At 43.0% G+C, this 25,319-nt stretch carries 18 protein-coding genes and 1 tRNA gene; 3 read left to right on the plus strand and 16 right to left on the minus strand.

Annotated features, from left to right (window positions below; all coding sequences use genetic code 11):
• Positions 1-37: 37 nt before the first annotated feature.
• The 7 genes from MHM98_RS09855 to nadA form a co-directional block, all read right to left on the minus strand.
• Entirely contained in the window at positions 38-3,514 is a 3,477-nt protein-coding gene (locus tag MHM98_RS09855) for a transporter substrate-binding domain-containing protein (protein ID WP_239439104.1), read from the minus strand.
• Positions 3,489-4,589 (minus strand): HD domain-containing phosphohydrolase, encoded by a 1,101-nt coding sequence (locus MHM98_RS09860; protein WP_239439105.1) that lies wholly within the window; start codon positions 4,587-4,589, stop codon positions 3,489-3,491. The genes MHM98_RS09855 and MHM98_RS09860 overlap by 26 nt, the downstream gene beginning before the upstream one ends.
• 102 nt (positions 4,590-4,691) lie before the next feature.
• Positions 4,692-5,432: a DUF3307 domain-containing protein gene (locus MHM98_RS09865; RefSeq protein WP_239439106.1), complete on the minus strand. Its 741-nt coding sequence runs from the start codon at positions 5,430-5,432 to the stop codon at positions 4,692-4,694.
• Positions 5,425-6,084 (minus strand): hypothetical protein, encoded by a 660-nt coding sequence (locus tag MHM98_RS09870; protein ID WP_239439107.1) that lies wholly within the window; start codon positions 6,082-6,084, stop codon positions 5,425-5,427. The genes MHM98_RS09865 and MHM98_RS09870 overlap by 8 nt, the downstream gene beginning before the upstream one ends.
• 112 nt (positions 6,085-6,196) lie before the next feature.
• A complete protein-coding gene (locus MHM98_RS09875; RefSeq protein ID WP_239439108.1) occupies positions 6,197-6,889 on the minus strand; it encodes a tetratricopeptide repeat protein in 693 nt (230 codons plus the stop codon).
• A 236-nt stretch (positions 6,890-7,125) separates the two neighbouring features.
• Positions 7,126-7,213, minus strand: a tRNA-Ser gene (locus tag MHM98_RS09880).
• A gap of 276 nt (positions 7,214-7,489) precedes the next feature.
• Positions 7,490-8,554 carry a quinolinate synthase NadA gene (gene nadA / locus MHM98_RS09885; protein WP_239439109.1) on the minus strand — a complete coding sequence of 355 codons (1,065 nt, stop codon included), beginning with the start codon at positions 8,552-8,554 and terminating at the stop codon, positions 7,490-7,492.
• A gap of 207 nt (positions 8,555-8,761) precedes the next feature.
• Between nadA and MHM98_RS09890 the strand changes: the two genes are divergently transcribed.
• Positions 8,762-9,415, plus strand: coding sequence for a response regulator transcription factor (locus MHM98_RS09890; protein WP_239439110.1), 654 nt, complete (start codon positions 8,762-8,764; stop codon positions 9,413-9,415).
• Positions 9,416-9,498: 83 nt separating this feature from the next.
• Here the strand turns inward: MHM98_RS09890 and MHM98_RS09895 are convergent, their stop codons facing one another.
• Positions 9,499-10,230, minus strand: coding sequence for a helix-turn-helix transcriptional regulator (locus tag MHM98_RS09895; RefSeq protein ID WP_239439111.1), 732 nt, complete (start codon positions 10,228-10,230; stop codon positions 9,499-9,501).
• A gap of 21 nt (positions 10,231-10,251) precedes the next feature.
• A complete protein-coding gene (locus tag MHM98_RS09900) occupies positions 10,252-13,668 on the minus strand; it encodes a PAS domain-containing hybrid sensor histidine kinase/response regulator (protein WP_239439112.1) in 3,417 nt (1,138 codons plus the stop codon).
• A 264-nt stretch (positions 13,669-13,932) separates the two neighbouring features.
• Between MHM98_RS09900 and acs the strand changes: the two genes are divergently transcribed.
• Entirely contained in the window at positions 13,933-15,879 is a 1,947-nt protein-coding gene (gene acs, locus MHM98_RS09905; RefSeq protein ID WP_239439113.1) for an acetate--CoA ligase, read from the plus strand.
• Between the two features lie 51 nt (positions 15,880-15,930).
• On the opposite strand, the gene MHM98_RS09910 is transcribed toward acs, so the two are convergent.
• From MHM98_RS09910 to MHM98_RS09935, 6 genes are all read right to left on the minus strand, one after another.
• On the minus strand, positions 15,931-16,254 hold the full coding sequence (locus MHM98_RS09910) for a hypothetical protein (RefSeq protein ID WP_239439114.1): 324 nt from the start codon (positions 16,252-16,254) through the stop codon (positions 15,931-15,933).
• 79 nt (positions 16,255-16,333) lie between these two features.
• Positions 16,334-17,086 (minus strand): 3-deoxy-manno-octulosonate cytidylyltransferase, encoded by a 753-nt coding sequence (kdsB, locus tag MHM98_RS09915; protein ID WP_239439115.1) that lies wholly within the window; start codon positions 17,084-17,086, stop codon positions 16,334-16,336.
• Between the two features lie 3 nt (positions 17,087-17,089).
• A complete protein-coding gene (locus tag MHM98_RS09920) occupies positions 17,090-17,263 on the minus strand; it encodes a Trm112 family protein (RefSeq protein WP_239439116.1) in 174 nt (57 codons plus the stop codon).
• Complete coding sequence (gene lpxK, locus MHM98_RS09925; protein ID WP_239439117.1) at positions 17,247-18,260, minus strand: tetraacyldisaccharide 4'-kinase; 1,014 nt, start codon at positions 18,258-18,260, stop codon at positions 17,247-17,249. Before lpxK ends, MHM98_RS09920 begins: the two co-directional genes overlap by 17 nt.
• Before the next feature lie 3 nt (positions 18,261-18,263).
• Complete coding sequence (gene msbA / locus MHM98_RS09930; protein WP_239439118.1) at positions 18,264-20,015, minus strand: lipid A export permease/ATP-binding protein MsbA; 1,752 nt, start codon at positions 20,013-20,015, stop codon at positions 18,264-18,266.
• Positions 20,016-20,056: 41 nt separating this feature from the next.
• A complete protein-coding gene (locus MHM98_RS09935) occupies positions 20,057-22,342 on the minus strand; it encodes a DNA internalization-related competence protein ComEC/Rec2 (RefSeq protein ID WP_239439119.1) in 2,286 nt (761 codons plus the stop codon).
• Positions 22,343-22,374: 32 nt separating this feature from the next.
• Here MHM98_RS09935 and MHM98_RS09940 point away from each other — a divergent pair, with 32 nt between their 5' ends.
• On the plus strand, positions 22,375-22,884 hold the full coding sequence (locus MHM98_RS09940) for a DUF2062 domain-containing protein (protein WP_239439120.1): 510 nt from the start codon (positions 22,375-22,377) through the stop codon (positions 22,882-22,884).
• A gap of 49 nt (positions 22,885-22,933) precedes the next feature.
• Here the strand turns inward: MHM98_RS09940 and MHM98_RS09945 are convergent, their stop codons facing one another.
• Positions 22,934-25,267, minus strand: a complete 2,334-nt coding sequence (locus tag MHM98_RS09945) for a cytochrome c peroxidase (RefSeq protein ID WP_239439121.1) — start codon at positions 25,265-25,267, stop codon at positions 22,934-22,936.
• Positions 25,268-25,319 lie beyond the last annotated feature (52 nt).

Here is a 25,319-nt window from a genome sequence, read left to right on the forward strand (position 1 = left end):
TAACATATACAAAAGAATGATAGTAAAGCACAGATTTCTAGCTTTTTAAATAGCTTAATCTTGCACCTGATTCATCTTTGAATTGGCTAATAAATGATTCCATTAGGTTTTGAATTTCGATGACGTCAAAACATTCAACGGCAATCAATAGTTGCTGACAAAACGAAATCAGCTCGGGACACTGCAACTGCTGGGCGCTGTGCGTAAGGTCATCAGCAAAGTTTTTGATTTCGTCTAAACTGTTTCTTTCTAATACCTTTTTCGCTCGAAGTTCATAGTTATAGGTAAGCGCCGACACTATTTCATAACTCAATATTAGTGAATTTGATTCTACGGCATTATCATTAAATTGCACCACACTGAACGCTAAGTGCTTTTTAAGCTCATCAATCAGATCGCTCTGTAATATTGGCTTAGACAAATAGCCGACAAAGTCATTGTAATCAATCTGCTCACTGCTTGACGAAGCTGACACTGCAACTATAGGCAATTTGGGCCGACGTTGTTTGATCACGCTCGCCGCTTCATGTCCACTCAGCCCAGCCATTTTTAAGTCCAGTAGTACTAAATCGAAATCGCTGTCGGATGTTGCATCGATTGCAGCTTGGCCATCACTCACACTCTCTACCACTAGACCAAGCATCGTCAGCCATTGCTTGAGCAATGCCCTATTATCTTCAACGTCATCGACCACCAAAATACGTTGCGCCATGAATTGTATTGTGTCACTTCCCGACAGTCTTTTCTTAGTAACTTCATCTGTAACTAGAGCGATATTTGGTAGTGTAAAAGCAAATGTAGAGCCGCGGTTAAGCTCGCTGGTCACTGTGAGCTCGCCCCCCATCAATTCGATCAAGCGTTTACTAATCGCCAGTCCCAGGCCAGTCCCTCCCGCATGTACATTTTTATGCTCATTCGCTTGAGTGAAACTGTCAAAAATAGTTTTTTGAGCTTGAGGGCTAATTCCTACGCCAGTGTCGGACACCGCGACCTTTAAAACCGCCAAATCATCGTTACATAGAGTTAGCTCAACATTGAGCTCAATTTTACCACGTTGGGTAAATTTAACGGCGTTACCCACTAGATTAAATAACACCTGACGCAATCGAGCTTCATCGAGCTTTAGGTTAGGCATATAAGGGTCGATGTTCATGTGCAATTCGATAGATTTTTCGTTGGTATCGATTTCAAAGATCTGAATCACTTCTCGTAGCAATGACGATAAGTTAGTGGTTTTGAGTTGCAACTGAAGTTTGCCAGCTTCGACTTTAGACAAATCAAGAATGTCATTGATCAATACCAACAGTGAGTTTCCTGCGCTGCGAATGGTTTTTAAATAAGATTGCGCTTTAGGCTCTTCAACACTGGCACTAAGCAGTTGACTAAAACCAATAATCGCATTCATTGGTGTGCGAATTTCATGACTCATGTTGGCTAAAAACGATGACTTTGCATTATTTGCTTCAATTGCTGAGTTTCGCGCATCAATAATCATCTTTTCCATGGTGACACGGCTCGTGATATCGACAACCAAGGTTAACAATGCAGGTTTGTTGTTCACACTGATTGGCAGCATAGATAACATCATCGCATGAACTTGATTCTGCCATTTAAATTCGATGGTTAATTGCTCAATGCCATCTTCTTCGATCATATTACTGAAAAACGTAAAGTTTCTTGGTTCATTGAGCAGGTTAACGAATGGTTGACCGATTAATTGCTGGGCACTGCACTGATAATCTTCGAGTACTTGTTTGTTAACGTCTTCAATTATGCCGTCCAAATTCACCACCATCACCTGACTTGGCAGTGACTCTAACAACAACTTGTAGTGGGCTTGCGCTTCTTGCCGAGCCTGAGTTTCTCGGAATAATTTTTGATACCAAGAAACGATTAAAATCAACAGCACGACCGCAATCAGAAATACTATCAATACTAAGGTGTAATCGACGCGAGAAACAAATTTTTCATCGCCCCACCGTTGAACGATCGCCTGCTTCTCATTCTGGGAGACAGACAATAATGCTTTGTTGAGAATTGACACCAATAATTGATTATCTTTATGTGTTCCAAAAGATAACTCTGTTTTAAAAGGCGTTTGTCCAACAATACGCAGATTATTCATGCCTTGCGATGCCATGTGATAGCTCGCTTGCGCTAACGTGGCAAACAATACATCGACTTTGCCTGTTGCTACCGCGTTCAAACCAACATCGATATCGCCGTAACGGAAAAACACTTTGTTGGGAAAACTCTGCTCTACCTGCTTGGTGTAGCCATAATTTTCAATTAGTCCCAATTCTAGTGGCGCTACATCGCGATAATCGCCGACAAACTGCTGCTTATCTCGCATAATTAACACAATAGGACTCGACAAATATGCATTGGTATATAACGTATTATCACCGATATCTGACTGATAAGTCTCGGAGATAACATCAACTTGGTTACTCTCAAATAGCTTTACCGAATCTATCCAACTCGGACCAATTTCTCGCTTAAATACAATGCCAAGCCGCTCTTCAAAAAGATCGAGCATGTCTGGCACTATTCCAACGTAATTGCCCTGCTCATCGAGTCCTTCATAAGGTAACCAATTGGGATCTCCCGTCATGGTAATGACAGGCTTACTCAACAAATAAGCTTTTTCTTGATCGGTAAATTCAATATTAGCTCGCTCAAACCGCTCAAATAATGCAGTCCGTGCTAAGCCCATATGAAGCCTGCTGAGATTTTCTTTCTCTTCAAGCGTGATACTTTGCAACGCGACTTCAATAATTTCAGCCAAAATAGGCTTTGAATGACGGCTAAGTAAATGAATACCAGTGCGACCTGTGTGCCGCATCGACTGTTTAGGAACAATGTCGTTTATATTATTCTGAGTCAGAATATAAGATACGGTTTGGTAATTGTTGAAAAGCAAATCTGCTTTGCCTTCAATCACCGCGTCAATAGCATCGTATAAAGTATCAACGACCAATAACTGAAGATGGGGAAAGTTATCTCGTATAAAATGGCTCGTTGCATACTCTCTTGGTATAGCGATACGTTTATCGGTTAACTCACTAAATGGCGTATCGGCATAACGCTGATGGGCAAAAAAGTAATCCAACACCTGCAAATAGGCGCTGGAGTAATGTCCTATAGCTTCGCGCTCTTGCAAATATTTTACACCGATCAATAAATCGAGCTGCTGCGCTTTAAAAGACGCTAAATTATCAGACCACTTAGCCGATTTGATTTCAAAATTTAAGCCTGTTCGCGCAGATATTAAATTAAGAATATCGATATCTATGCCACGTGGGTTTCCTAGCACATCTTGATATTCAAACGGCGGCCAATCACTACTGACACCGACATATATCAGCGGATTTTCAGCAACCCAAACCTGTTGTTCTTTCGTCAAATTGATTTTGGAAACTTGCTCAGCGTTTACCGAACACAGCATTAATAAACACAAAAGACCTAATAAAAAGCTGATAGCTCGCTTATAAAATGGCACTTTGCTCATCATCTAAAATCGCTACAAACTCATCAATATGCTCAAAGAATACATCTACGACCTGAGGATCGAAGTGTTTGCCACGCTCTTTGCGAATGTAATCCAGTGCTTTGTCCACTGGCCAAGCAGGCTTGTAGGTTCTGTTATGAGTTAAGGCGTCAAACACATCGGCTAACGCAACAATTCGCGCGTAAATGTGTATTTCATCTCCCGCTAATCCGTTAGGATATCCAGTTCCATCCCAACGCTCGTGATGCTCGATAGCAATAATTGACGCGGCATTGATGATGCGGCGCTTTGGTTTGGGAAATAATGCAGCCGCTTTACTGGTGTGCGTTTTCATTATTTCAAATTCTTCTGGTGTCAATTTCGCTGGCTTGTGCAGAATTGACTTGTCGATGACGACTTTGCCAATGTCATGCATCGGTGTTGCGTGATAAATCAGACAAACATCATCTTCATCGAGCTGTGGCATATATTGCGCTAACAACTTCGCGCAATCGGCGACACGCCTAATGTGTTGGCCCGTTTCATCCGAGGTCATTTCCATTAATTCCATCAACACATGGATCATGTCACGCTGCGACTGTTCAATTTCGTCCATCAATCGTTGTTCTTTGTGCGCAGCGCGATGACTTAAATGCTTGAGCTCACTTTTCAGTTCACGACGATTTAGAGATAACTCGAGATGCGTATTGACTCGCGCAATGATTTCTTCAGGATGGAACGGTTTTACAATGTAATCCACACCGCCAATCGCAAAACCACGAGAGATAGATTCAACATCTGTTCTCGCCGAAATAAAAATAATTGGCGTGTCACTATTTAAAGTAGTTTGGTGTATTGCCTTACACGCTTCAAATCCATTGATACCTGGCATCATGACATCTAATAGAATCAGATCGAAACGCTCTTGCTGGGCGAGATTAACAGCGTCTTGTCCACTTAAGGAAAACGAGAGAGAAAGCCCCTCTTCTTTTAAAATATTCAATAAAACCTTTACGTTATTAGGTACGTCATCAACAACTAAGATTTTAAGGTCGCGGCGATTCATCGCTACTCCAGTGGCTAGTCCATTAGTCTTCATATGGATTTTCACAAATTTAACACCAGTCTATTTTAAAGGTATTAACGCTGTGGAGTAGCTTTTGTATTTGCTAAAAATTGTTTTAGATCAATTTCAGGACAATTAAGCTGCTAAAATGAACTTTGCTCCCAAGCCGATCATAGAAGTGATTGTCACTGACAACAGAGAGCCCAACAACACATACTCTGTTAAGTTACGATCGCTTTCTTTGTTTAATTCTCCAAATCTGAAAATAGATTTAGCCGCCAAGATAAAGCCAATAACCGCATATTGGCCTATCAGTACGAAGGTTAAGATTAATAATCGTTCTAGATAGCCGATGATTTCACCACCAGCAATTAAGCCTTCATTTTTATTCTTATCAATCGGCGAGTATTTTACTAGTACGCTGCTGATAAGCAATGAGGTTGGTTTTAAAACAAGAAGATAGGCGATTAACACCGCTAAGTGTTTGCCATGAAGCTTATCTACTAATGGTGATAGGATAGTTGACAGTTCGACGCCACACACGTGAAATGCGATCAATACTAAGATCAAACACTGCAGCGCCTGAGTGATCAGCAGCACTCTCACTTTATTTCTGGACAACAGCAAGATACAGCCAATCAACCAGTGAGAAATACTCAACACAATGACTAACGTTAAAATTGATTGCAAGTCCTGTGTGACAAAGAGTATCACTACGCTCGCAAATACCGCCTGAGCAATACTGTATTTCACTAGCGCTAACGATTTAATCCCTCTTCTGGTCTGTTCTTCACGCCATTGCCTTGGTTGACAATAAAACTGCACAAATATCTGCATAATCATCAATCCACCAAAGGTCAGCCACAACTTATCCATTCGTTAGCCCTCCTATCTCCCTGCTTACATGATCAATTGCTTGCGCTAATAAATCATAGCGCGCAGTTTTTAAAGAGCGGGAAATAGAGACTCGTTGCGCCCCCAATAAATCGGCAATCTGTTGCTGAATTAGTTCTGGATCGCGAATTTTTAGCTGAAAGATGGCTGCTTGACGCTGGGTCAGTTGACTCATTTGATGATCGACATATTGAATTAACAATGCGATATGTCGATTGAAATTCTTATCAAAGGCTCGCAGTAATAGGCGATCGTCCTTCAAAGTGTCCAATCCCTGCCCCGACAATGTAAACGCATCACCGGTAGAATTACCGATCTGATGCCGTAGCACGTCATTACCGCTGATCCCGATACTAATACGACAATCTAACGTTTCCTCTAACTCTTTACAGGCCAATCGAATTAAAAGTGCGTATTTAAGAGCCTGCTCTACATCGTGTACCACCAGTTGGAAGCTATCACCCCGAATAAACTGAAAAGCATTGTCGCCGTGCTGCTGACTAACATAAGCCAACACGTTGTTTAAGCTGTAAAGTAAATCATCATAAATCGCTTGTTCGATTTGACGGGATTTTACGATATCTCCAGTCAGAACTGCGACAAATGAAATTGGCTGAGAGTTTGATTTTGTCATGGTTTCGCTCGCCGACTACAAGATGACTCTTGCGTCTAAAGTAACATTTCTAGGTAACACCACAACAATGTAACCTATATAGGTTACTTAAATCAATAGATACATAAATAGGTTACTTCGCTAATGCTTTTTCTTTATCGGTTATTTTTTCTAGCCATTCGATTGCTATTTCATTACCTCCGTCTGCCGCTTTAGATAACCATTCCTTGCCCTTAGCCACATTAAAAAACGGCAATTCCCAATCTAACAACAGTGATGACAGAAGCAGTTGTCCCCTCGCATTTCCAGCTTTTGCGGAAAACTCAGCCCATTGATAACTTTTATTGAGAGACTTGTTCACATGTAGCTGTCCATTTTTATACAGTAAGCTGAGCTCATTCGCTGCCTTGTATTCTCCTTTCTTGGCAGCATGTTCAAGACGCTTAATACCCAATTTCGGATTGTATTTTGTCCCCTCTCCACTGAGCAACATTCTGCCGGTTGCATAATAGCCGTAAATATCATCTTGCTTCATTAATTGTTCTGCCCAGTAAAATGCGCGCTGAATCTCCTCATCATTCTTGCCTTCATGCCAGAGCAAAACGACGAGATTGAATTGCGATTCTAACAAGCCTTGCTGCGCTGATTTCTCAAACCATTGAATTGCTTTATTTCGATCTTTGGGGCCTACTACCCCTTCTAGATATATCAACCCCAAGCGAAATTCAGCTAGTTTATGACTATATTCAGCGGCCTTTTTATAGTACTTGTACGCTTGCTTGTAATCTGGTCTGGCAGTTTTTTCAAGGAAAAAGCTTTCTCCCATTCGAAAATATCTTTCTTTGAGAGGCAAGAACTGTAAACTTTCTAGTGATTTCTCGGACGACATCGCATACGAAAAACAAGTGCAAAAAATGAATATGAGTAGAAATAGATATCGCATGTGTTTTCCTTAACAATCTTAAATGAGCATTTGACACTTTAGACTAATCATTTAGCTAAATTAAATCGTCAAAACAACTGATAGTTTAATTATAAACTGCGGGGATAGATAAAAAAAGATGGCGGTGAAGGAGGGATTCGAACCCTCGATACGTTTCCGTATACACACTTTCCAGGCGTGCTCCTTCGGCCACTCGGACACTTCACCGTATAAGATATTCAAAGTTTAATTGCTTTAATAAACAGCTTCACTTTCGGATAGAGGCCTTCGTAGCACGCCAGCGTGCACTTAAACCTTTAGCGTCCACTCGGACACCTCACCGTTTTGGATATTCGACTTGAATCTTTATAACTCTAGTCAACGCTTAGACAAAGGCTGTCTAAAAGATGGCGCTAGTGTATGTGAACCACTTGACTAAAGCAACGCTTGTTTTATCAAGTGGTTACTAAACAACCTGCGCCTGTTTTTGCATAAGTTAACTACTTACGCGTTACCCTTCACTTTCATTTTCAATTCTGCTGCGAAATCTAGCATACGACGCAATGGAATAAGCGCGCCTTCGCGTAAAGACTCATCAACAAAGATTTCGTGTTCTACTGGGTTTTCTGTCGCCAGCGCATTTTCAATCGCCTCTAGGCCATTCATTGCCATCCAAGGACAGTTGGCACATGAGCGACACGTGGCACCTTCACCAGCTGTTGGTGCGGCAATAAAGGTTTTGTTTGGCATTAGTTGCTGCATTTTATAGAAAATACCGCGGTCAGTTGCGACGATAAAAGTTTCTTTATCAGACGCTTGAGCTGCTTGAATTAGTTGGCTGGTGGACCCTACTGAATCAGCAAGTTCAACGATTTCTTTCGGCGATTCTGGGTGTACCAGAATTTGTGCGTCAGGATAAACCGCTTTCATATCGATAAGCGCTTTGGTTTTAAACTCATCGTGAACAATACAGTCACCCTGCCATAACAGCATATCGGCGCCGGTTTCACGTTGAATATAGCCACCTAAATGACGATCTGGTCCCCAAATAATCTTCTTACCTTGCTCGTCTAAGTGTTCAACGATTTCAAGGGCAATACTTGAGGTTACAATCCAATCTGCGCGTTTTTTAACGGCGGCAGATGTATTGGCGTAAACCACAACGGTACGATCAGGATGCTCATCACAAAAAGCGCTAAACTCCTCAATTGGACAACCAACATCAAGTGAACACGTCGCTTCTAATGTTGGCATTAACACGGTTTTATCAGGACTTAAGATCTTTGAGGTTTCCCCCATAAACTTCACGCCAGCAACGATTAATTTCTTCGCTGGGTGCTCAGCACCAAAACGCGCCATTTCTAGCGAATCAGAAACACAACCACCGGTTTCTTCTGCAAGTGCTTGAATTTCAGGGTCTGTGTAGTAATGCGCAACTAATACGGCGTTTTGCTCCACCAACATCCGCTTAATATTTTCCTTAAGCTCAGTAGTACGCTCCGGCGTTAACTGCTTTGGCTTTGGTGGAAATGGATAATCTGCGGCTGGCTTTGCAGGTACATCTATCATGAAGTTACCTAATGTTCTCTTTCAATAATGGAGCGGGATTATAAATTAATTATCAAAAAAAGCCATTCGTTGCTTTTATTTGAGCGTCGAAAACCAGCGCTAGCGCTTAAAAATCAAGCGTGTTAGACTTTTGGCTAAGGGTCAATTGATTGATATTTGGCGAGTCGTCGTTGTACACTCATCGAAAATAATAATAAGGAATAAAGTATGTCAGAGCGTTTTAAAATAGTCATAGCCGATGATCATCCGCTATTTAGGAGTGCTTTACGACAGGCGCTTGATAACGCTTATCCCGATACGACATGGCTCGAAGCTGAATCAGCAGATTCGCTGCAAGCGCAGCTAGATAATGATTCTATGCTTGACCTAATCATTTTAGATCTCAACATGCCTGGTTCACATGGTTATTCAACCTTAATTCATCTACGCAGTCACTACCCTGCTATTCCGGTGGTTGTTATCTCAGCCCATGAAGATACGAAAACTATCGCTAAAGCGATGCACTACGGCAGTTGTGGTTTTATTCCCAAATCAACATCGATGGAAGACTTAGCCACCGCGTTAGATGCAATCTTACAAGGCGAAACTTGGTTACCAGCAGGTTTAGACTTATCAAAAGAAGATATCTCTGAAGAAGGTGATTTCGCTAATCGTCTCGCTGAACTTACGCCACAACAGTACAAAGTATTGCAAATGTTTGGCGAGGGTTTACTAAACAAGCAAATCGCTTACGATCTCGATGTCTCTGAAGCGACTATCAAAGCCCATGCGACAGCGATCTTTAGAAAACTTAATGTACGAAACCGTACTCAAGCGGTTATCGCACTAAGTCAGTTAGAAGTGAATAACCCTTCGTTGTAATAGCTACGTAAAACATTAAAAAAGGCGACTTTAAGTCGCCTTTTTCTTTGCTTTGGTTCATTGCTATAAGTTCATTGCGATAGCTACCTAGCGTTTTTCTCAAACAGGCTCGATGTCCATTGGCGCATCGCTACTACAAGTGTCGTCCCGTGTTTGTTGTCCATTGATACCCGCTGTTCGCTTTTCTTTAACGCTGCAAACTTATTGATAAGCTGTTGCATTTCCGTTTGTAATTCATTGTTACTAGCATCAGATAAGAGCCCGTTTATCACCAGTAACTTTTCATTATCTTGGTTAAATTGACACTTAAAAAACTCTTCTTTGATATGTTGCTGGAAATATTGCTGTATTGGACCGTTAGCCAGCCAACTAAAACTCGGGCTAATTAACAGTTTGATTCTATTCTCTGGTTGAAGCTCAATAATCTTAAGGCGATCTAAATGCGCTAGATGACGAATCAACTCTACCTCTGTAATGTCATACTGCGAGGTAATCTGCTCAAAAGAATAACCGTCAATCACGCACACTGACACCATCAAAAGCCGTTCGTCTGCCACCATTTGCTGCTCTTGCTCATAGGTCAAACTGGAAATTTGTGTTTGATCGAGTTGAGCTATCATCACGAGATCTGTCAGCGTGATAGACAGTAACCTGCAAATAGACTCCAATCGACTAACGCTGATATTTCCTTCGCCGAATAAACGCTTGATGGACGCTTCACTAAGCTCCAAGTGTTCAGCGACGTCAACATAGGTTAAACCTCGCAACTTCAATTGCTTTTTTAATGTTTGTAAAATGGCTTTTTCTTCACTCACGCCTATTTCCTTTATCTAAACCTAAATTAGTCCCGAAATCATTGCGCGCAATGCGGCGGGACGAACCATCTTAGCCATGTACTTGTAGTTCTTAGCCTCAACTTCCTCAACCAATTCATTACGCGTATCTGCTGTGATAAGTACGCCAGGGATTTCAACTGCGTATTTCTGACGTAAGGCTTCCATCGCATCTAAACCCGTCTTGTCATGATCTAAGTGATAATCTGCCAGCATTACATCCGGTAATTCATTGTCATCAATAAGCTCAATGGCTTCTTCTAAACTCTTGGCCGACATCACTACACACTGCCAACGCTTTAATAAAAGCTCCAAGCCAACCAGAATCTTTTCTTCATTGTCGATACATAACACTTTAATACCGGCAAGCTGGTTAGCCCCAAAGTTAGCAACAGGCGCTGCCGCTTTTGGCGCATATTGCTTAACAATAGGCACAGATACACTAAACATAGAGCCTTTTTCAACCGTCGAGCGCAGCGATATTTTGTGGCCAAGCACCTTGGCGATTCGATCGGCAATTGCTAAGCCGAGACCTAAACCATTACGATCGTATACCGAGCTGTCTTCTAAACGCTGAAACTCAGAGAATATATCGTCCACTTTATCTTCGGGGATCCCCTGTCCTTGATCCCATACTTCGATGCTCAGCTCATCGCCATGACGACGACAGCCTAAAAGTACCTTGCCGCCAGCGCCATAACGAAACGCATTGGTTAAAAAGTTTTGTACGATACGGCGTAACAAATTGATATCGCTATGCACGGCTACTTTACAATTTACTGAGCGATAATCGACAGACGAATCAACCGCCATTGCGCCAAATTCTGCATTAAAGTTACTAAGCAACATCGACACAGGAAAATCTGCCTTCTTAACCTCTATTGCATCTGACTCTAATTTTGAAATATCGAGTAAGTCGGCCAGTAACTCCCCTGAGGACTTTAAAGAGTCCGCAATGTGACGTACCGTATTCTTAACTTCGGGATCTGAATGTTCTTGCTGTAATAACGACGCTGTAAATAGGCGTGCGGCATTGAGCGGCTGCATTAAGTCATGACCAATCGCCGCCATAAATCGTGTTTTACTAAGGTTAACTTGATCGACCTTTGTTTTTGCTTCTAACAAGTCAGCATTAGCAGAGGAAAGCGCTTTGGTACGCTCTTTTACCCGCACTTCGAGATCTTCTTTGGCCTTAACGAGTTCTCGCTCTACTAGCCGATACTGCGTGATATCAGAGAATGTCGTAACAAAACCGCCATTGGGCATTGGGTTACCCTGCATCTTTATTACTTTACCGTCTGGGCGATTGCGCTCGAATGAATATGAAACGCCCTCTTTAACACGTGCCATCCGACGTTTGACGTGGTCTTCGACATCACCATTACCACAAAAACCACGCGCGGCGTTATAGCGGATCAACTCACTAATTGGCTTGCCCACTTCAAGAAAGTTAGGTGGATAGTCAAATAAGTCAGCGTAACGCTGATTCCATGCCATTAAATTATAGTTTTGATCGATAACACTCATTCCTTCACTGGCGTGTTCAATCGCACTATGCATTAATTTCTGACTGGTGATTATTTTCGAAGACGCTTCATCAATCAGCACCACTAAATCATCAAGGGGCATATCACGCCCTTCTAGTACTGAGTTCATTACCAGAGACGCCGACGAAGTACCAATAACCGACGCTAGAATAAGTTCGGTATGAGTAATCAAAGACGCGCTGGCGCTTTTATTGGAATTCTTTTGCGTCGCAAATCTTTCGTCGAACTCAATAAAGCTAGCAAGCGCGCGAGGCTGGCCAATGAATCGACTCGCCAACATCATTAATTCTTGTTCAGTTACCGCAGAACTTTTTATGGTTTTTTCATGGTCAGCTTTATTAACGAATAGACCAGCTTGCATGCGTTCACGCACACCAGGTCTGAAGATCATCGAGCCCCAAACATAAAACAAAGTATTGAAAATTAAGCTAACTAAAATCCAGTTATAACTTGGCTCAACATCACTTAACCACGCTAAATTGGTAAAGAAGTCTGGCGCATCTTGCACTGGTTTAAGTAAGGTATAAAACCAGATAAAGAGTCCCATGATCAAGCCAACGTAAACGCCCTTCTTATTGCCATGTTTCCAATAAACGCCACCGACTAAACCGGGTAAAATCTGAATAAATACGCCAAATGAGATTTGCCCTAAATTGGCCAAGGAGTTTTGACCTGAAACCTGCGTGTAAAAGAGCCAAGACAATCCCATCATGATAAAAATGACAACGCGGCGGATATTTAAAATAGAGCTTGAGAATTTCTCAAAACTCCGTTGCTCAATGGTATTGGTGCGCAGTAATAATGGTACTACCCACTCATTACTCACCATAATAGAAATGGTTAAGGCTGCAACTATCACCATGCCGGTCGCCGCAGATACAGCGCCTAGAAATCCAAAGTAACTTAAGAAATCGTATCCTAAAAACAATGGTACGCTGATCATATAAGTATCTGGCGACACGTTTGGATCCATAATCAACTTGCCCGCCAGCGCTAACGGAAGAACAAACAGTCCTGCCAACACCAGATAGATCGGAAATACCCAACGGCTCTTACGCAATGCATGTTTATCTTGAGCTTCTACCATCATGGTATGGAATTGACGCGGCATACATAAAAATGCAGCCATCATTACCAGCGTTTGCGCAAACAAACTGCCCCAGTTATAAAAAGAATTTTCATGGTTAATTAGCTGACGTTCGCTGGCTTGCGACCAAATATCGCTAAACCCATCAAAGGCGACAAAGCAAACAACTAAACCGATTAAAAGAAATGCGACTAGCTTAATAACTGCCTCAAAGGCGATAGCTAACATTAACCCTGGGTGATGCTCCGTTGCATCGAGCTTACGCGTACCGAACAAGGATGTGAACAACGCCAGTATCATCGCAATCACAAACGCCAACGTGAAGTTATCAGTAGAAATAGCGCCATCGAAAATTCGGACACTATTAACCATCGCTTTAATCTGCAGCGCAAAATAAGGCAAGGTACCAATTAACGCAATAGCAGTGATTAACGCTGCAAGTCCTTGTGATTTACCGTAACGCGATGCGATAAAATCCGCTAAAGATGTTATTTTAAGTTCGCGGGTAATTTCTAAAATCCGTGTCAGTAACGGGAAAAACAAGATGAAGAGTAGGATTGGCGCGAGATAAACAGGAATATACGACAGCAAGTTGTCACTCGACATCCCTACGGTACCGAGAAAACTCCACGACGAACAATAAACTGCGAGCGATAAACCATAAAAGATGTTCTTAGTAGAATGGCTAAAGATATTAAAATGGCGATCACCAAGCCAAGCAATCAAAAACAATAATCCAACATAACCGATAGAAATTAAGCCCAATAAGCCACTACTTTCTGCCATTTTAGTTATTCCTTATTACCTATTCTTATTATTATTATTCGCTGCAATTATTGACATAAGCACTGGCTATCTTACCCAAGATGATAGCGATTGTCGCTACCAGCCGCAGATAAAGCTACCGAAAAAACAACGCTTTACTAAGCCGACCACTTTCGGATATAACGTTAAACGCTGATCCTACGACAATCGATATACCAAGGTCTAATGGTAGTCGTATGCTGCAAAAAACATACTTTGGCTGATTATAAGAAGAAAGGATAAATCATGACGAATCCAGAAATTTTCCCTGTAGCAGATGATTTTGCACAGAACGCGCTAGTAGACAACGACAAATACCAAGCGATGTATCAAGAGTCAGTCGACAACCCTGAAAAGTTTTGGGGTGAACACGGTAAGCGTATCGACTGGATCAAGCCTTTTACCCAAGTAAAGAACACCAACTTTGCCGCGCCAAATGTTGATATTAAGTGGTTTGAAGACGGTACACTTAACGCAGCAGCAAACTGTCTTGATCGTCACCTAGCGAATAACGGTGATGATGTTGCCATTATCTGGGAAGGCGATGACGAAAACGACAAGCGAGAACTTACCTACCGTGATTTACATCGCGATGTGTGTCAATTCGCTAACGCACTAAAATCAAAAGGCGTTAAAAAAGGCGATGTAGTATCAATCTACATGCCAATGGTGCCTGAAGCTGCTGTGGCCATGCTTGCTTGTGCGCGCATTGGCGCTATCCACTCGGTAATTTTCGGCGGTTTCTCTTCTGAATCTATTTCGTCACGTGTTATCGACGGCAACGCAAAAGTAATCATTACAGCCGATGAAGGCCCACGTGGTGGCCGCTTGGTGCCACTTAAAGGCAATATCGACGACGCGTTAGAAAACCCCGCTGTAACCTGTGTTGAAACCGTAATCGTATTAAAACGCACAGGTAATGAAGTTGGTTGGGTTGAAGGCCGTGATGTTTACTGGCACGACGTAGTCGCCAATGAGTCAACTGATTGTCCAGCTGAAGAAATGGCGGCAGAAGATCCACTATTTATCCTTTACACTTCTGGCTCCACAGGTACACCTAAAGGTGTGTTACACACCACTGGCGGTTACATGGTTTATGCGTCAATGACTCATGAATACGTGTTTGATTATAAAAAAGGTGACGTTTACTGGTGTACTGCTGATGTTGGCTGGATCACTGGTCACAGCTACATGGTATACGGTCCACTTGCCAATGGCGCAACCATCGTTATTCACGAAGGCGTACCAAACTACCCTAGCCCGGCCCGCTTAGGTCAGATTGTTGATCGTTACAAAGTAAACCAACTTTACACTGCACCAACACTTATTCGCGCCTTAATGGCAAAAGGTGAAGAACACTTCGACGGTTTTGACGGCTCATCACTTCGCGTACTAGGCAGCGTTGGTGAACCAATCAACCCAGAAGCATGGCGTTGGTACAACGATGTCATTGGTAAAGGTAACAGCCCGATTGTTGATACATGGTGGCAAACCGAAACTGGCGGTATTTTAATTACCCCACTTCCAGGTGCTACGGCGACTAAACCTGGCTCTGCGACCCGCCCATTCTTTGGCGTGCAACCAGCGCTAGTCGATGCTGAAGGTCAAATCATTGAAGGTGAAGGCGCAGGTTCATTAGTTATTGTTGATAGCTGGCCTGGCCAAATGCGCAGTGTTTACGGCGATCATGAGCGCTTCATGATGACCTACTTCCAAACCTTCCACAATATGTACACTACTGGTGACGGCGCACGTCGTGACGAAGATGGTTACTACTGGATCACTGGTCGTGTCGATGACGTAATCAACGTAGCTGGTCACCGTATGGGTACAGCTGAGGTTGAGAGTTCGTTAGTTGGCCACGCTGATGTTGCTGAAGCAGCAGTTGTTGGTTACCCACACGACATTAAAGGTCAAGGCATCTACGCTTATGTAACCCTTAATGACGGTGTTGCGGATACTGAAGAACTACGCAAAGAGTTAAAACTATGGGTGCGTAAAGATCTTGGCGCTATTGCGGCTCCGGACTTACTGCAATGGGCTCCTGGTCTGCCTAAGACGCGCTCTGGTAAGATTATGCGCCGCGTCCTGCGCAAGATTGCAGCCAATGAGATTGATGAGTTAGGTGATTCTTCAACACTTGCAGATCCAAGCGTATTAGACGCCCTGATTGAGCAACGTCAAAATAAATAATTACTTACATCGATAACAAAAATGCCGCTCACTGAGCGGCATTTTTTTATCCTAACTTTCTTTGAACGCTTTGTTCGCCGCTTTATAAAAGAAAAATATGCCGAGAAAACTAAACAGAAAATAAAGAGTATCTTGTAGCATACTTAGTACATCCATATTAGCTTCCGTCACCCAAAATCCCGCTGATAAAGTCAAAACAATCGGGCCGACAAAGAGTATCAGCGAACACAAAAAGCCATTGCTTAAATGACGAAACACTACATTTTCTTGCTCTATGCTCAAACGGCGAAATTTATAAAATAAATGCGCAGTTAAAAACATAATAACGAACTCCAACACACCAGTTATTACGCTTTCAATTGTTAACAACTCCATGACGTACTTTTCTCTCTTTTTCTGGGGGATAAAAAAGCCGAGTACAAAACTCGGCTAAGTTAGAACGTTTGATTCACCACTAGTTGAAAAACATTCGAATACGATCCAAGTCCGCTTGCGTATCAACGCCAGCTGGCGGAGCGTGCTGGGCAACACCTACGGCAATCTTTTCACCGTGATAAAGCACTCGCAGCTGTTCAAGAGCTTCAATTTGCTCAAGCGGTGATGGTTCCATTTTCAAATAATCTCGAATAAAACCAGCGCGATAAGCATAAATCCCAATGTGGCGGTGATAGTTTTTACCGAGTAACTCTTTATTTGAGCGATGATTACCATCGCGATCAAACGGAATTGGTGCTCGGCTAAAATACAGCGCACAATCATTTTTATCGCACACAACTTTCACTGCATTTGGATTATCGATATCGAGGTTTTCGTCGATTGGCACTGCTAATGTCGCCATAGGCACATTATCTTTCTCAGCTAATAAATTCGCGACTTGTGAAATATTTTCACACGGGATCATTGGCTCATCACCTTGCACGTTCACGATGATGTGATCGCTTTCTAAGCCAAGTTTATCAACCACTTCACCAAGGCGTTCAGTGCCCGACTCATGGTCGCTACTGGTCATACAAACAACGCCGCCAAAGCCTTCGACTACACTTTTAATACGCTCATCATCTGTAGCGACAATAATATTTTGTGCGCCAGACTGCTGAGCTCGCTCAACAACCCACTGAATCATCGGTTTTCCACCAATATCCAATAACGGTTTGCCCGGAAGACGCGACGATTGGTAACGCGCTGGAATGATTACGCTAAACGCCATTATTTATTCCTCTAGCGGAGTTGCTTGCTCTTCCAGCAACACTGGGATTGAGTCATTAATTGGATAAACTAAACGAGATGCGCGGCAAATCAACACGTTGTTTTCTTTATCGTATTCCAATTTTCCTTTGCTCACTGGACAAGCAATAATGTCGAGTAACTTAACGTCGAAAGCCATGATGAATTTCCTCTAATTTCTTTTTAATATTTTGTTCTACTTGCGGCTGGAAAGTGGCGGTTACTGGTAAGTAACACCAATTATCTGCTGCGAAAGCTTTACATTTAACAGCGTCTTTTTCTGTCATTAGCAGCCACTGTGTATCATTCACCAACGCTTTTAAATCTTGCTGTTGGTAGTGTTTATGATCAGCAAAACCGACATTGTTATCGGTGTTAATGCCTAGATTGGCAACAGTATCGAAAAAGCGCTGTGGGTAACCTATGCCCGCCATTGCAACCGTCGCCTGTTTAGCTAAATCAACCTTGACAACCGAATTATCTTTGACCGATAACCACTGCGCCGGTGTAAGCGTCATTAAGGCTTCATCGGACAGTGGCTCGCCGCCATTACAAATTTTAAGAATAGCGTCTTTCATGCGCCACTGCGCTTCGCGATTCGGACCAATAGGTAACAACCATCCATTACCAAATCTGCGCTGTCCATCAATGACAACGATTTCTGCCGCACGTTTTAATCGATAATGCTGCAGGCCATCATCACTGACAATAAAGTCTAGTGGTTTACCGGCACTTTCTGCTTGTTCGATAATAAGGTTGGCGGCGGCAATGCGATCTCGCCCGACCGCCATTAAACAGCCAGTTTGATTGACAATTAACCGTGGCTCATCACCACACAAAGTCGAGTCTGTATCTTCATCCACCAATATCGTCGCTTCATTTGCGCCGCCATAGCCGCGACTAATTACACCGACGTTATAACCGAAAGACTGCATCAGTTTAACTAACCAAACAACAACAGGCGTTTTGCCATTACCGCCAACAGTTAAGTTACCGACGATAATCACAGGCACACTTACTGCCTCAGATTTCTTTATTCCAATTGCGTAAAGCAGTCGTCTAAGTGCAGTAATGCAACCATATAACGCCCATAAAGGCAGTAACAGCAATAATGCTGGATGGAATTTCTGCCACGCTTGTTCAATAAACGCTTTCACTACTTAGCCTTGCGATTGCTGCATTGCGTGAAGCTGATAATAAGCGCCCTGTTGTGCCAGCAGCTCCTGATGTGTGCCGCGCTCAATAATAGCGCCATTGTCCATGACGACGATCATATCGGCATTTTCTATGGTGGATAAACGGTGTGCAACGATAATTGACGTACGATCTTGTTGTAAGTGCTCAAGTGCATTCTGAATTAATCGTTCACTTTCGGTATCCAGTGCCGAGGTTGCTTCATCTAAAATCAGCATTGGCGCATTACGCAAAATCGCTCGTGCGATCGCAATACGTTGACGCTGACCACCAGAAAGATTAGCGCCATCTTCCCCGACAGGGCTTTGTAAGCCGTCAGGCATTTTGTCGGTAAACTCTGTCACGTTCGCAGCTTTAGCCGCGGCTAGTACTTGTTCATCGCTGACATCACAAGTCGCGCCGTAAGCAATATTGTTGTAAATACTATCGTCAAACAAAACAACTTGTTGCGTCACCAAGGCAAACTGCTTGCGCAAGTTATCAACATCAATGTCATTGATACTCACGTCATCAAGTTTAATGGCTTCATTGTCGCTTTCGTAAAAGCGCGTTAATAAACTCGCTAGCGTCGATTTACCACTGCCAGAACGCCCAACCAACGCCACTGTTGAGCCCGATTTGATCTCTAAATCGATATTCTTTAATGCTGGACCATCGGCACGATCATAGGCAAAGGTTAATCCATCAATAGATAACTTCCCTTCAGCACGCTCGATCACTTTATTACCAAGATTTACCGCATCTTCTTTGTCCAATAATTCAAACACACTAGCGCAAGCCGTTAAACCGCGCTGTAACTCAACATTAACCTTGGAGATTTGTTTAAGTGGACGCATTAAACTGCCCATTGCAGTAACTAAAGCAACGAACGCACCAGCTGATAGCGACTCAATGACACCATCTAGACTCAACCCAAATAACACGCCAGCTATCGCCATTGAGCCAATTAATTGAATAATAGGCGTGCTAGAGGCGCTGGCAGCAACAAGCTTCATACTTTGCTGGCGGTTTGAGTTGTTAACTTTATCGAAACGCGCGGTTTCTTTGTCCTGACCGGAAAACGCTAAGATAACTTTGTGTGCTTTGAGCATTTGTTCACTGGAAGTAGTGACCTTACCCATTGCTCCTTGGATATTTTTACTGATACGACGAAAACGCTTAGAAACTAATGAAATTACCGCACCAATCATTGGTCCGACTAAAAAGAAAATCAACGACAATTGCCAACTGTAATAAAACATAATCCCCAACAGGTAAGCGATGGTTGCGCCTTCACGAATTAGTACTATGATGACTTGCGTGGTCGCACGAGAAACTTGTTCAGTATCATAAGTGATTTTTGAAATGAGTGAACCACTGCTGTTGTTATCAAAATAGCTCACTGGCAGATTGAGCATTTTCCTAAAAAGCTGCTGGCGCATCTTCATTATGATGTTACTGCCAACCCACGCTAACAAATAGGTAGAGATGAAGCTCGCAATACCGCGTACCACGAAGACACCGATTACGAAAATAGCACCTAGCTGAAGGAAACTTGCATCATTGCCAGTGATTCCTCGGTCCACCAACTCTTGCGAATAATAGATAAGGCTGGCGTCTACGCCCGCGTATACAACGAGTGCCAATACAGCGAGGATTAAAGCAGATTTGTATTCTAAGAAGTAGCTAACTAATCGCTTGGCTACAGCTTTTGAATCAAAGGTAGGAGTCGATGACATTTAACTCATTGTCCTAAATATAAATTACCGTCATTCTAGCGCTAACGCCGATAATGACCAAATGAAAGATCGCCATTATACCAAAAAGGCGCACGATGACCTCGATAATTGGTTATATTTGGGCCACTTGCACGCATTTCAATAGTAATTTGTCCCATAGTCGCAGTATTGAGCACCTGAGCGCCCAGCCGCTGATAACGATTGACAACGATAGGCGTGGGAAAATGCCATTGATTAAAACTTGCTGTACTCACTATTGCATATTTGGGATTAATTAAACTCACAAAATCACGTGACGATGAAGTCTTGCTACCATGATGTGGCACCTGCATCACATCTGCGTGCCAGCTTTTATCAAGCTGCTCCATCAGTAACTTTTCTGCAGGCCGCTCTATATCACCAGTAAACAACACACTGCCATATCCACCAGCGATATGGATTAAACACGATGCATTATTTTCGCTGCGATGACTTTTCTTTGTTAGACCCATCGCTTGTGTAACGCGAATTTGCAATCCTTGCCAATTAATTTGACGATCAGTGCACTGCCCTTGATGATTCGTGATAGTCGTTGCCTTAGCAAATCGACCTTCTAGATCAACCAACCCAGCACTATGATCGGCATCCATATGCGTTATGAATATATAGTCAACGTCTCGAATACCAGCGACTGAAATAAAGGGCAACACCACACTCTTCGCCATCGTTGAGTGCTCGCCAAACACGTTACCAGTATCGACGATAATTGCCCTATTATTCTTAACGATTACAGCACTATTGCCATGACCGACATCTAGGAAATCAATCTTCCAATTTTGATCGTCGTCGATCATTGTACTAATCATCAACGTCGATGATAAAAGAATGGCGACAATACTAAAGTAACCTCGTCTCACTAGAGTCAATTTGCCTAGGGTGATAAATAAAGCAACCGATAAAGAAACAACGACTAATATCCGGGCAACAAAAATCGATTGCCAACTGAGTGTTAAATTACTAAGCGACGCTAGAAAGAAATAAAGGCCTTCAAGCGTTAAGTTAGCTAGAGTAAAAAGCCAATACGCTAACATTTCAAAACCCAATGCTTGTGCGAGTGTTGCGACAAGCGACGCAGGTAAGATCACAAAACTTATCGCGGGTACTGCAACCAAATTTGCAACGGGTGCAACAATTGAAATACCGCCAAAAAACAATAACTGTACTGCACTTAGGCCAATCGCAAGACCTATTTGAATTTTGAGTAACTGGACAAACCAATGGGCGATTACAGTATGCCACGCCGCTTGAGGTTTTAGCCTCGTAGTGCTTAGCCATTGGGCGGACATCACCACACATATCAAGGCTAAAATTGACAGCCAGAGCCCTTGGGACAATAGTCCCAAAGGATCAATTAGGCCGATAATCCACAGCGTAATCAATATTACTCGAAATAAGTCAATCCGTTGTCCAAGTGCAACAAAAACACTGGCGACGACAAGCATAAGCAATGCACGAATCGTTGGATAACTAAAGCCTGCTAACCCGCTGTAGAAAACACCAATGGCCAAGGCGATGATTAACGAACATGTAAGTGCTAAATGTGCTTCAATTTTTATAATTCTAACGATGGGTTTAACAATCAATAACGCGAAAAAGCACACCAACCCGAGGTGTAAACCACTGATCGCAAATAGATGACTGGTACCTGTGCGTTGTAACACTTGCCAATCACTGGTGCTAAACTCACGTTTATCACCAATAACTAATGCCCGGATGAAACGCATCGCAGGCAAGTGCTCTCCTTTCGCACTTAATAGTGCTGAGCTCTTGGCTCTAAAATCGACCTTTTGGCTCAGGAACTTTCCTTCCAACACCGTGACATTTGCAATCACACCACTCGCCAGCATATGACGCTGGTAGTTGAAGCTCCCTTGATTAAACAATCCAGAAATTGGTTTTGCTTTTACGTTAAGTTGCAGCTTTTGGCCTTGGTTAAGTTTATGTTGCCCAGGCCATATTACGGCGACTCGAGACTGCGTTTGAACGACTAAGTCACCCATCTCAATTTGAGATAGCTCAAAATAAAAGCGATTGTGGTGTTTTCCCTGTACTGGGAGTGAAACAATCTTTCCTTTTATGCTAGAGTTTGCCGTCAATAACAACTTGAGATCGGTGAAGTGAAAATTCGTCGATACAATACATATAGATAAACCAGCAATGAAACTTGCCGACATCCGGTGAGTCTTATATAGCAGTATTGCCAATCCGCAACACACTAACGCCACCCAATAGTCCGGTAGCGAAGGCCAAAGCAATATCGTTAAGAAGCCAGCTGTCATTGCTAGCATTTGTCTTTCCATAGTCATAGTTGAATAAGTATATGCCAAGAAAAACGATTAAACGGATAATGCCGGATCATGAAAAAATCCGCGATCACAAACATTTGCGCTATTTAGGCTCTCGTTTGCACGATCCAAACCTGTGGCACCTCAACCGTCGTGGTGCATCGGGGGCCTTTGCTGTCGGTCTGTTTTTCGCTTGGATGCCAATTCCAATGCAAATGTTATTTGCAGCAATTTTCGCAGTGATATTTCGAGTGAACCTTCCTTTATCAGTCGTATTGGTTTGGATTAGTAATCCATTAACCATGCCGCCAATGTTCTACGGTGCGTATCTACTTGGTGTCAAGATTCTAGGCAGTGAAACTCATGAGTTTAGCTTTGAAATTTCACTCGACTGGTTTTTATCAAGCATAGGAACCATAGCGCCACCGCTATTAACGGGATGTGTCGTAATAGGTTTAGCATCGAGTGCTATCGGCTATGGTTTTATTCGCCTACTGTGGCGCTTATCCGTCATTAGAGAATACAAACAGCGTCAAAATCGTTAACCGCGATAATTAAAACAAAATAGCCGACTTTGACGTCGGCTTTTTTGTATTAGCGATTAATTCTGCGCTCCACTTCTAGTCCACTAGGCACTGTGCGGGGAATGAGGTGTGATAGATCTCTGGCCCCTTCATCAGTTTGCGCCTCCATAAATGGAACCAGAATGTCACGATGAAGTCCTAGCTCACCATCTCCCATGCGTTTCCCTTCCTCGAGCGTTAAACGACCGGGATCGGCAATTGCTTGTTCGAGTTTGGCTTCAATATAATCCAGCGTCCTAATAAAGCCGTAGTTATTACCGTCAAATGAAGGCATCGGAAATGTCATTAACAACGCACGCTCTGAAACACTCACTTCATCATTGAACACAGGATCATGGACAAAGCCCCCGACGATACGATCATACCCCGTGTATAGATTTATCCAAAAACGCTCTGGAATGGAATAGGTTTGAATATGACTCCATAAACTATTGAATTGTCCCAAATGCGCATAAGGGGCAGTCAAATCAACATTAAACAATGGCGCCGTACGAAATTTTGCGCGATCTTGACTGTTTTGGGTAATATTCTCTCGTCCGAAATCTTCCATCCCTGACACGCCATTGCCTTTGCCCGGTCCGTATTGCGCGAACGCTAAGCTGTGGAAATCAAAATCAGACATGACGCTGCCTTTGTGACAGTTAACACAACCTGTTTCAAAGAAGAAGTGAGCCCCTCTAGTGGTGTTCTCATCCATCAGCTCATGATTATCAAACACCCCATTGTCGGCAACATCGCTGATCACGGCTTGCCAACGATTATTTCGAAAGTCGAATCCCCTTATTTCAAACGCAGCAATTGCATTGGCCGCATGCGCAAAAGTCATCTCACTAAACTTGGTATTTGGATAAGCTGCTTCAAACAGCGTGATATACTCATCGATTTCGCCAAGTCTATTCATCAAGCGCTGCCAGATCTCAGAAAACGCATCAGGGTTCAATTGTGAAAGCTCATTATCTTGCCCTACACCGCGCATCTCATGCGCATCTGCCACTGGGAACAACGCTTGAGCAGAAACGACGCCATAGCCAGTAAAGCCATCAGTTTCTTGCTTTGCGAGAAATACCTTGGCCATTTCAGCCGTTAATTGGTTTCCAGCAGGGGTTCTAAACTGATCTTCGTTAACTAGCTCGACACGTCCATCCCAAAACATATTGCTGAACAAATCCAAATTAAATAACGGCTGAGCGTGTCTAGCGATAACATGGCCACCAGCACGACTCTGGCCAAGCCCTTGACCACCAGTGCCCAGTGATAAGGCCCTGGCATCACCACTTGCCAACAATGGATGGTGACAACTCATGCACGACGTATCTCTATTTCCACTTAAAATCTTATCGAACGCCAACGCTTGTCCAAGTAGGAACATTTCATCGGTTACTTGCGGTGCAGCAGGTACAGGATTTAAATTGTTGCTCGTGATGTAGGCCGCTAATTCCTGCCGTATTTCATTCAAAGGTTTAATTATTGAAAAGGTTTTAATTGGCGTGTCGTCTTCAGGGCTGACAAACTGTCCACGTTGCATCACTGCTCTACGGATATTGACGCCCTGTAGCGCACTATTAATCAAACTACCAAAACTCAAATAATGGTCTGTCGCTTCTCCAAGCACGCCACGAATCGACTCAGAAAAAACAGCTTCGCCGTTTTGCAATTGATTTTGCAAATCTGTTGCTAAAACCTGCGTCCATTGGCTGTTCGCATCTTGCTGTTGCAGATAGCTAAACAACGCTAACGCATAGCCATACTGCGCTTCGAAGGAATCATCTGAGATAATATTATTTAATAAATCAATGGGATTGTCGTTGCTAATATCGACGCCTTCTGCAATGCCAAAGGCCACTGCAACATGCTGAGAGTAAGTCGGGAAACTTGTGTTAAAGCTGTTGGAATCGTTGAGGGTTAGCGTCACCGCAATTTCTGTCAACGGAGTAACAACTGATGAGAACTGCGCACCCTGAGCACCATTCATTTGTAACAACGTCCGCATCATTGGCGTATCTATTGTAGACGAGCGTTCAGTAAACTCGTCGACATAGCGCCCACCTGAACATTCAATCAGGCCCCAATCAGTTGCGGTGATATTCGTACCAAAATCAGCTAGGCCTTGCTCAGTTGTAATTGCGCTAGCTAACAACGTCCCTTTATCGCCGCCTGAAAAATCATAAAGATTACAAGTTGCACCGTTAACAGGCCCCTTAATAAAGTGAGCCTCAACACTAACTGTCGCAACGGGTGTTGGCGATGGACTAGAAACAGGAGATGGCGCTGTAGGCTGTTCCGTTGACGATGACGAACTGCCGCCACAACCATTAAGCAAAACGATGACAGCTAAAAGATTCATTGATCTTTTCATGAATTGACCTCAATAAGTAGGAATAAATTATTATTTACTT

Origin of the sequence: Psychrobium sp. MM17-31 (assembly GCF_022347785.1) — a bacterium.
Classification (GTDB): domain Bacteria; phylum Pseudomonadota; class Gammaproteobacteria; order Enterobacterales; family Psychrobiaceae; genus Psychrobium.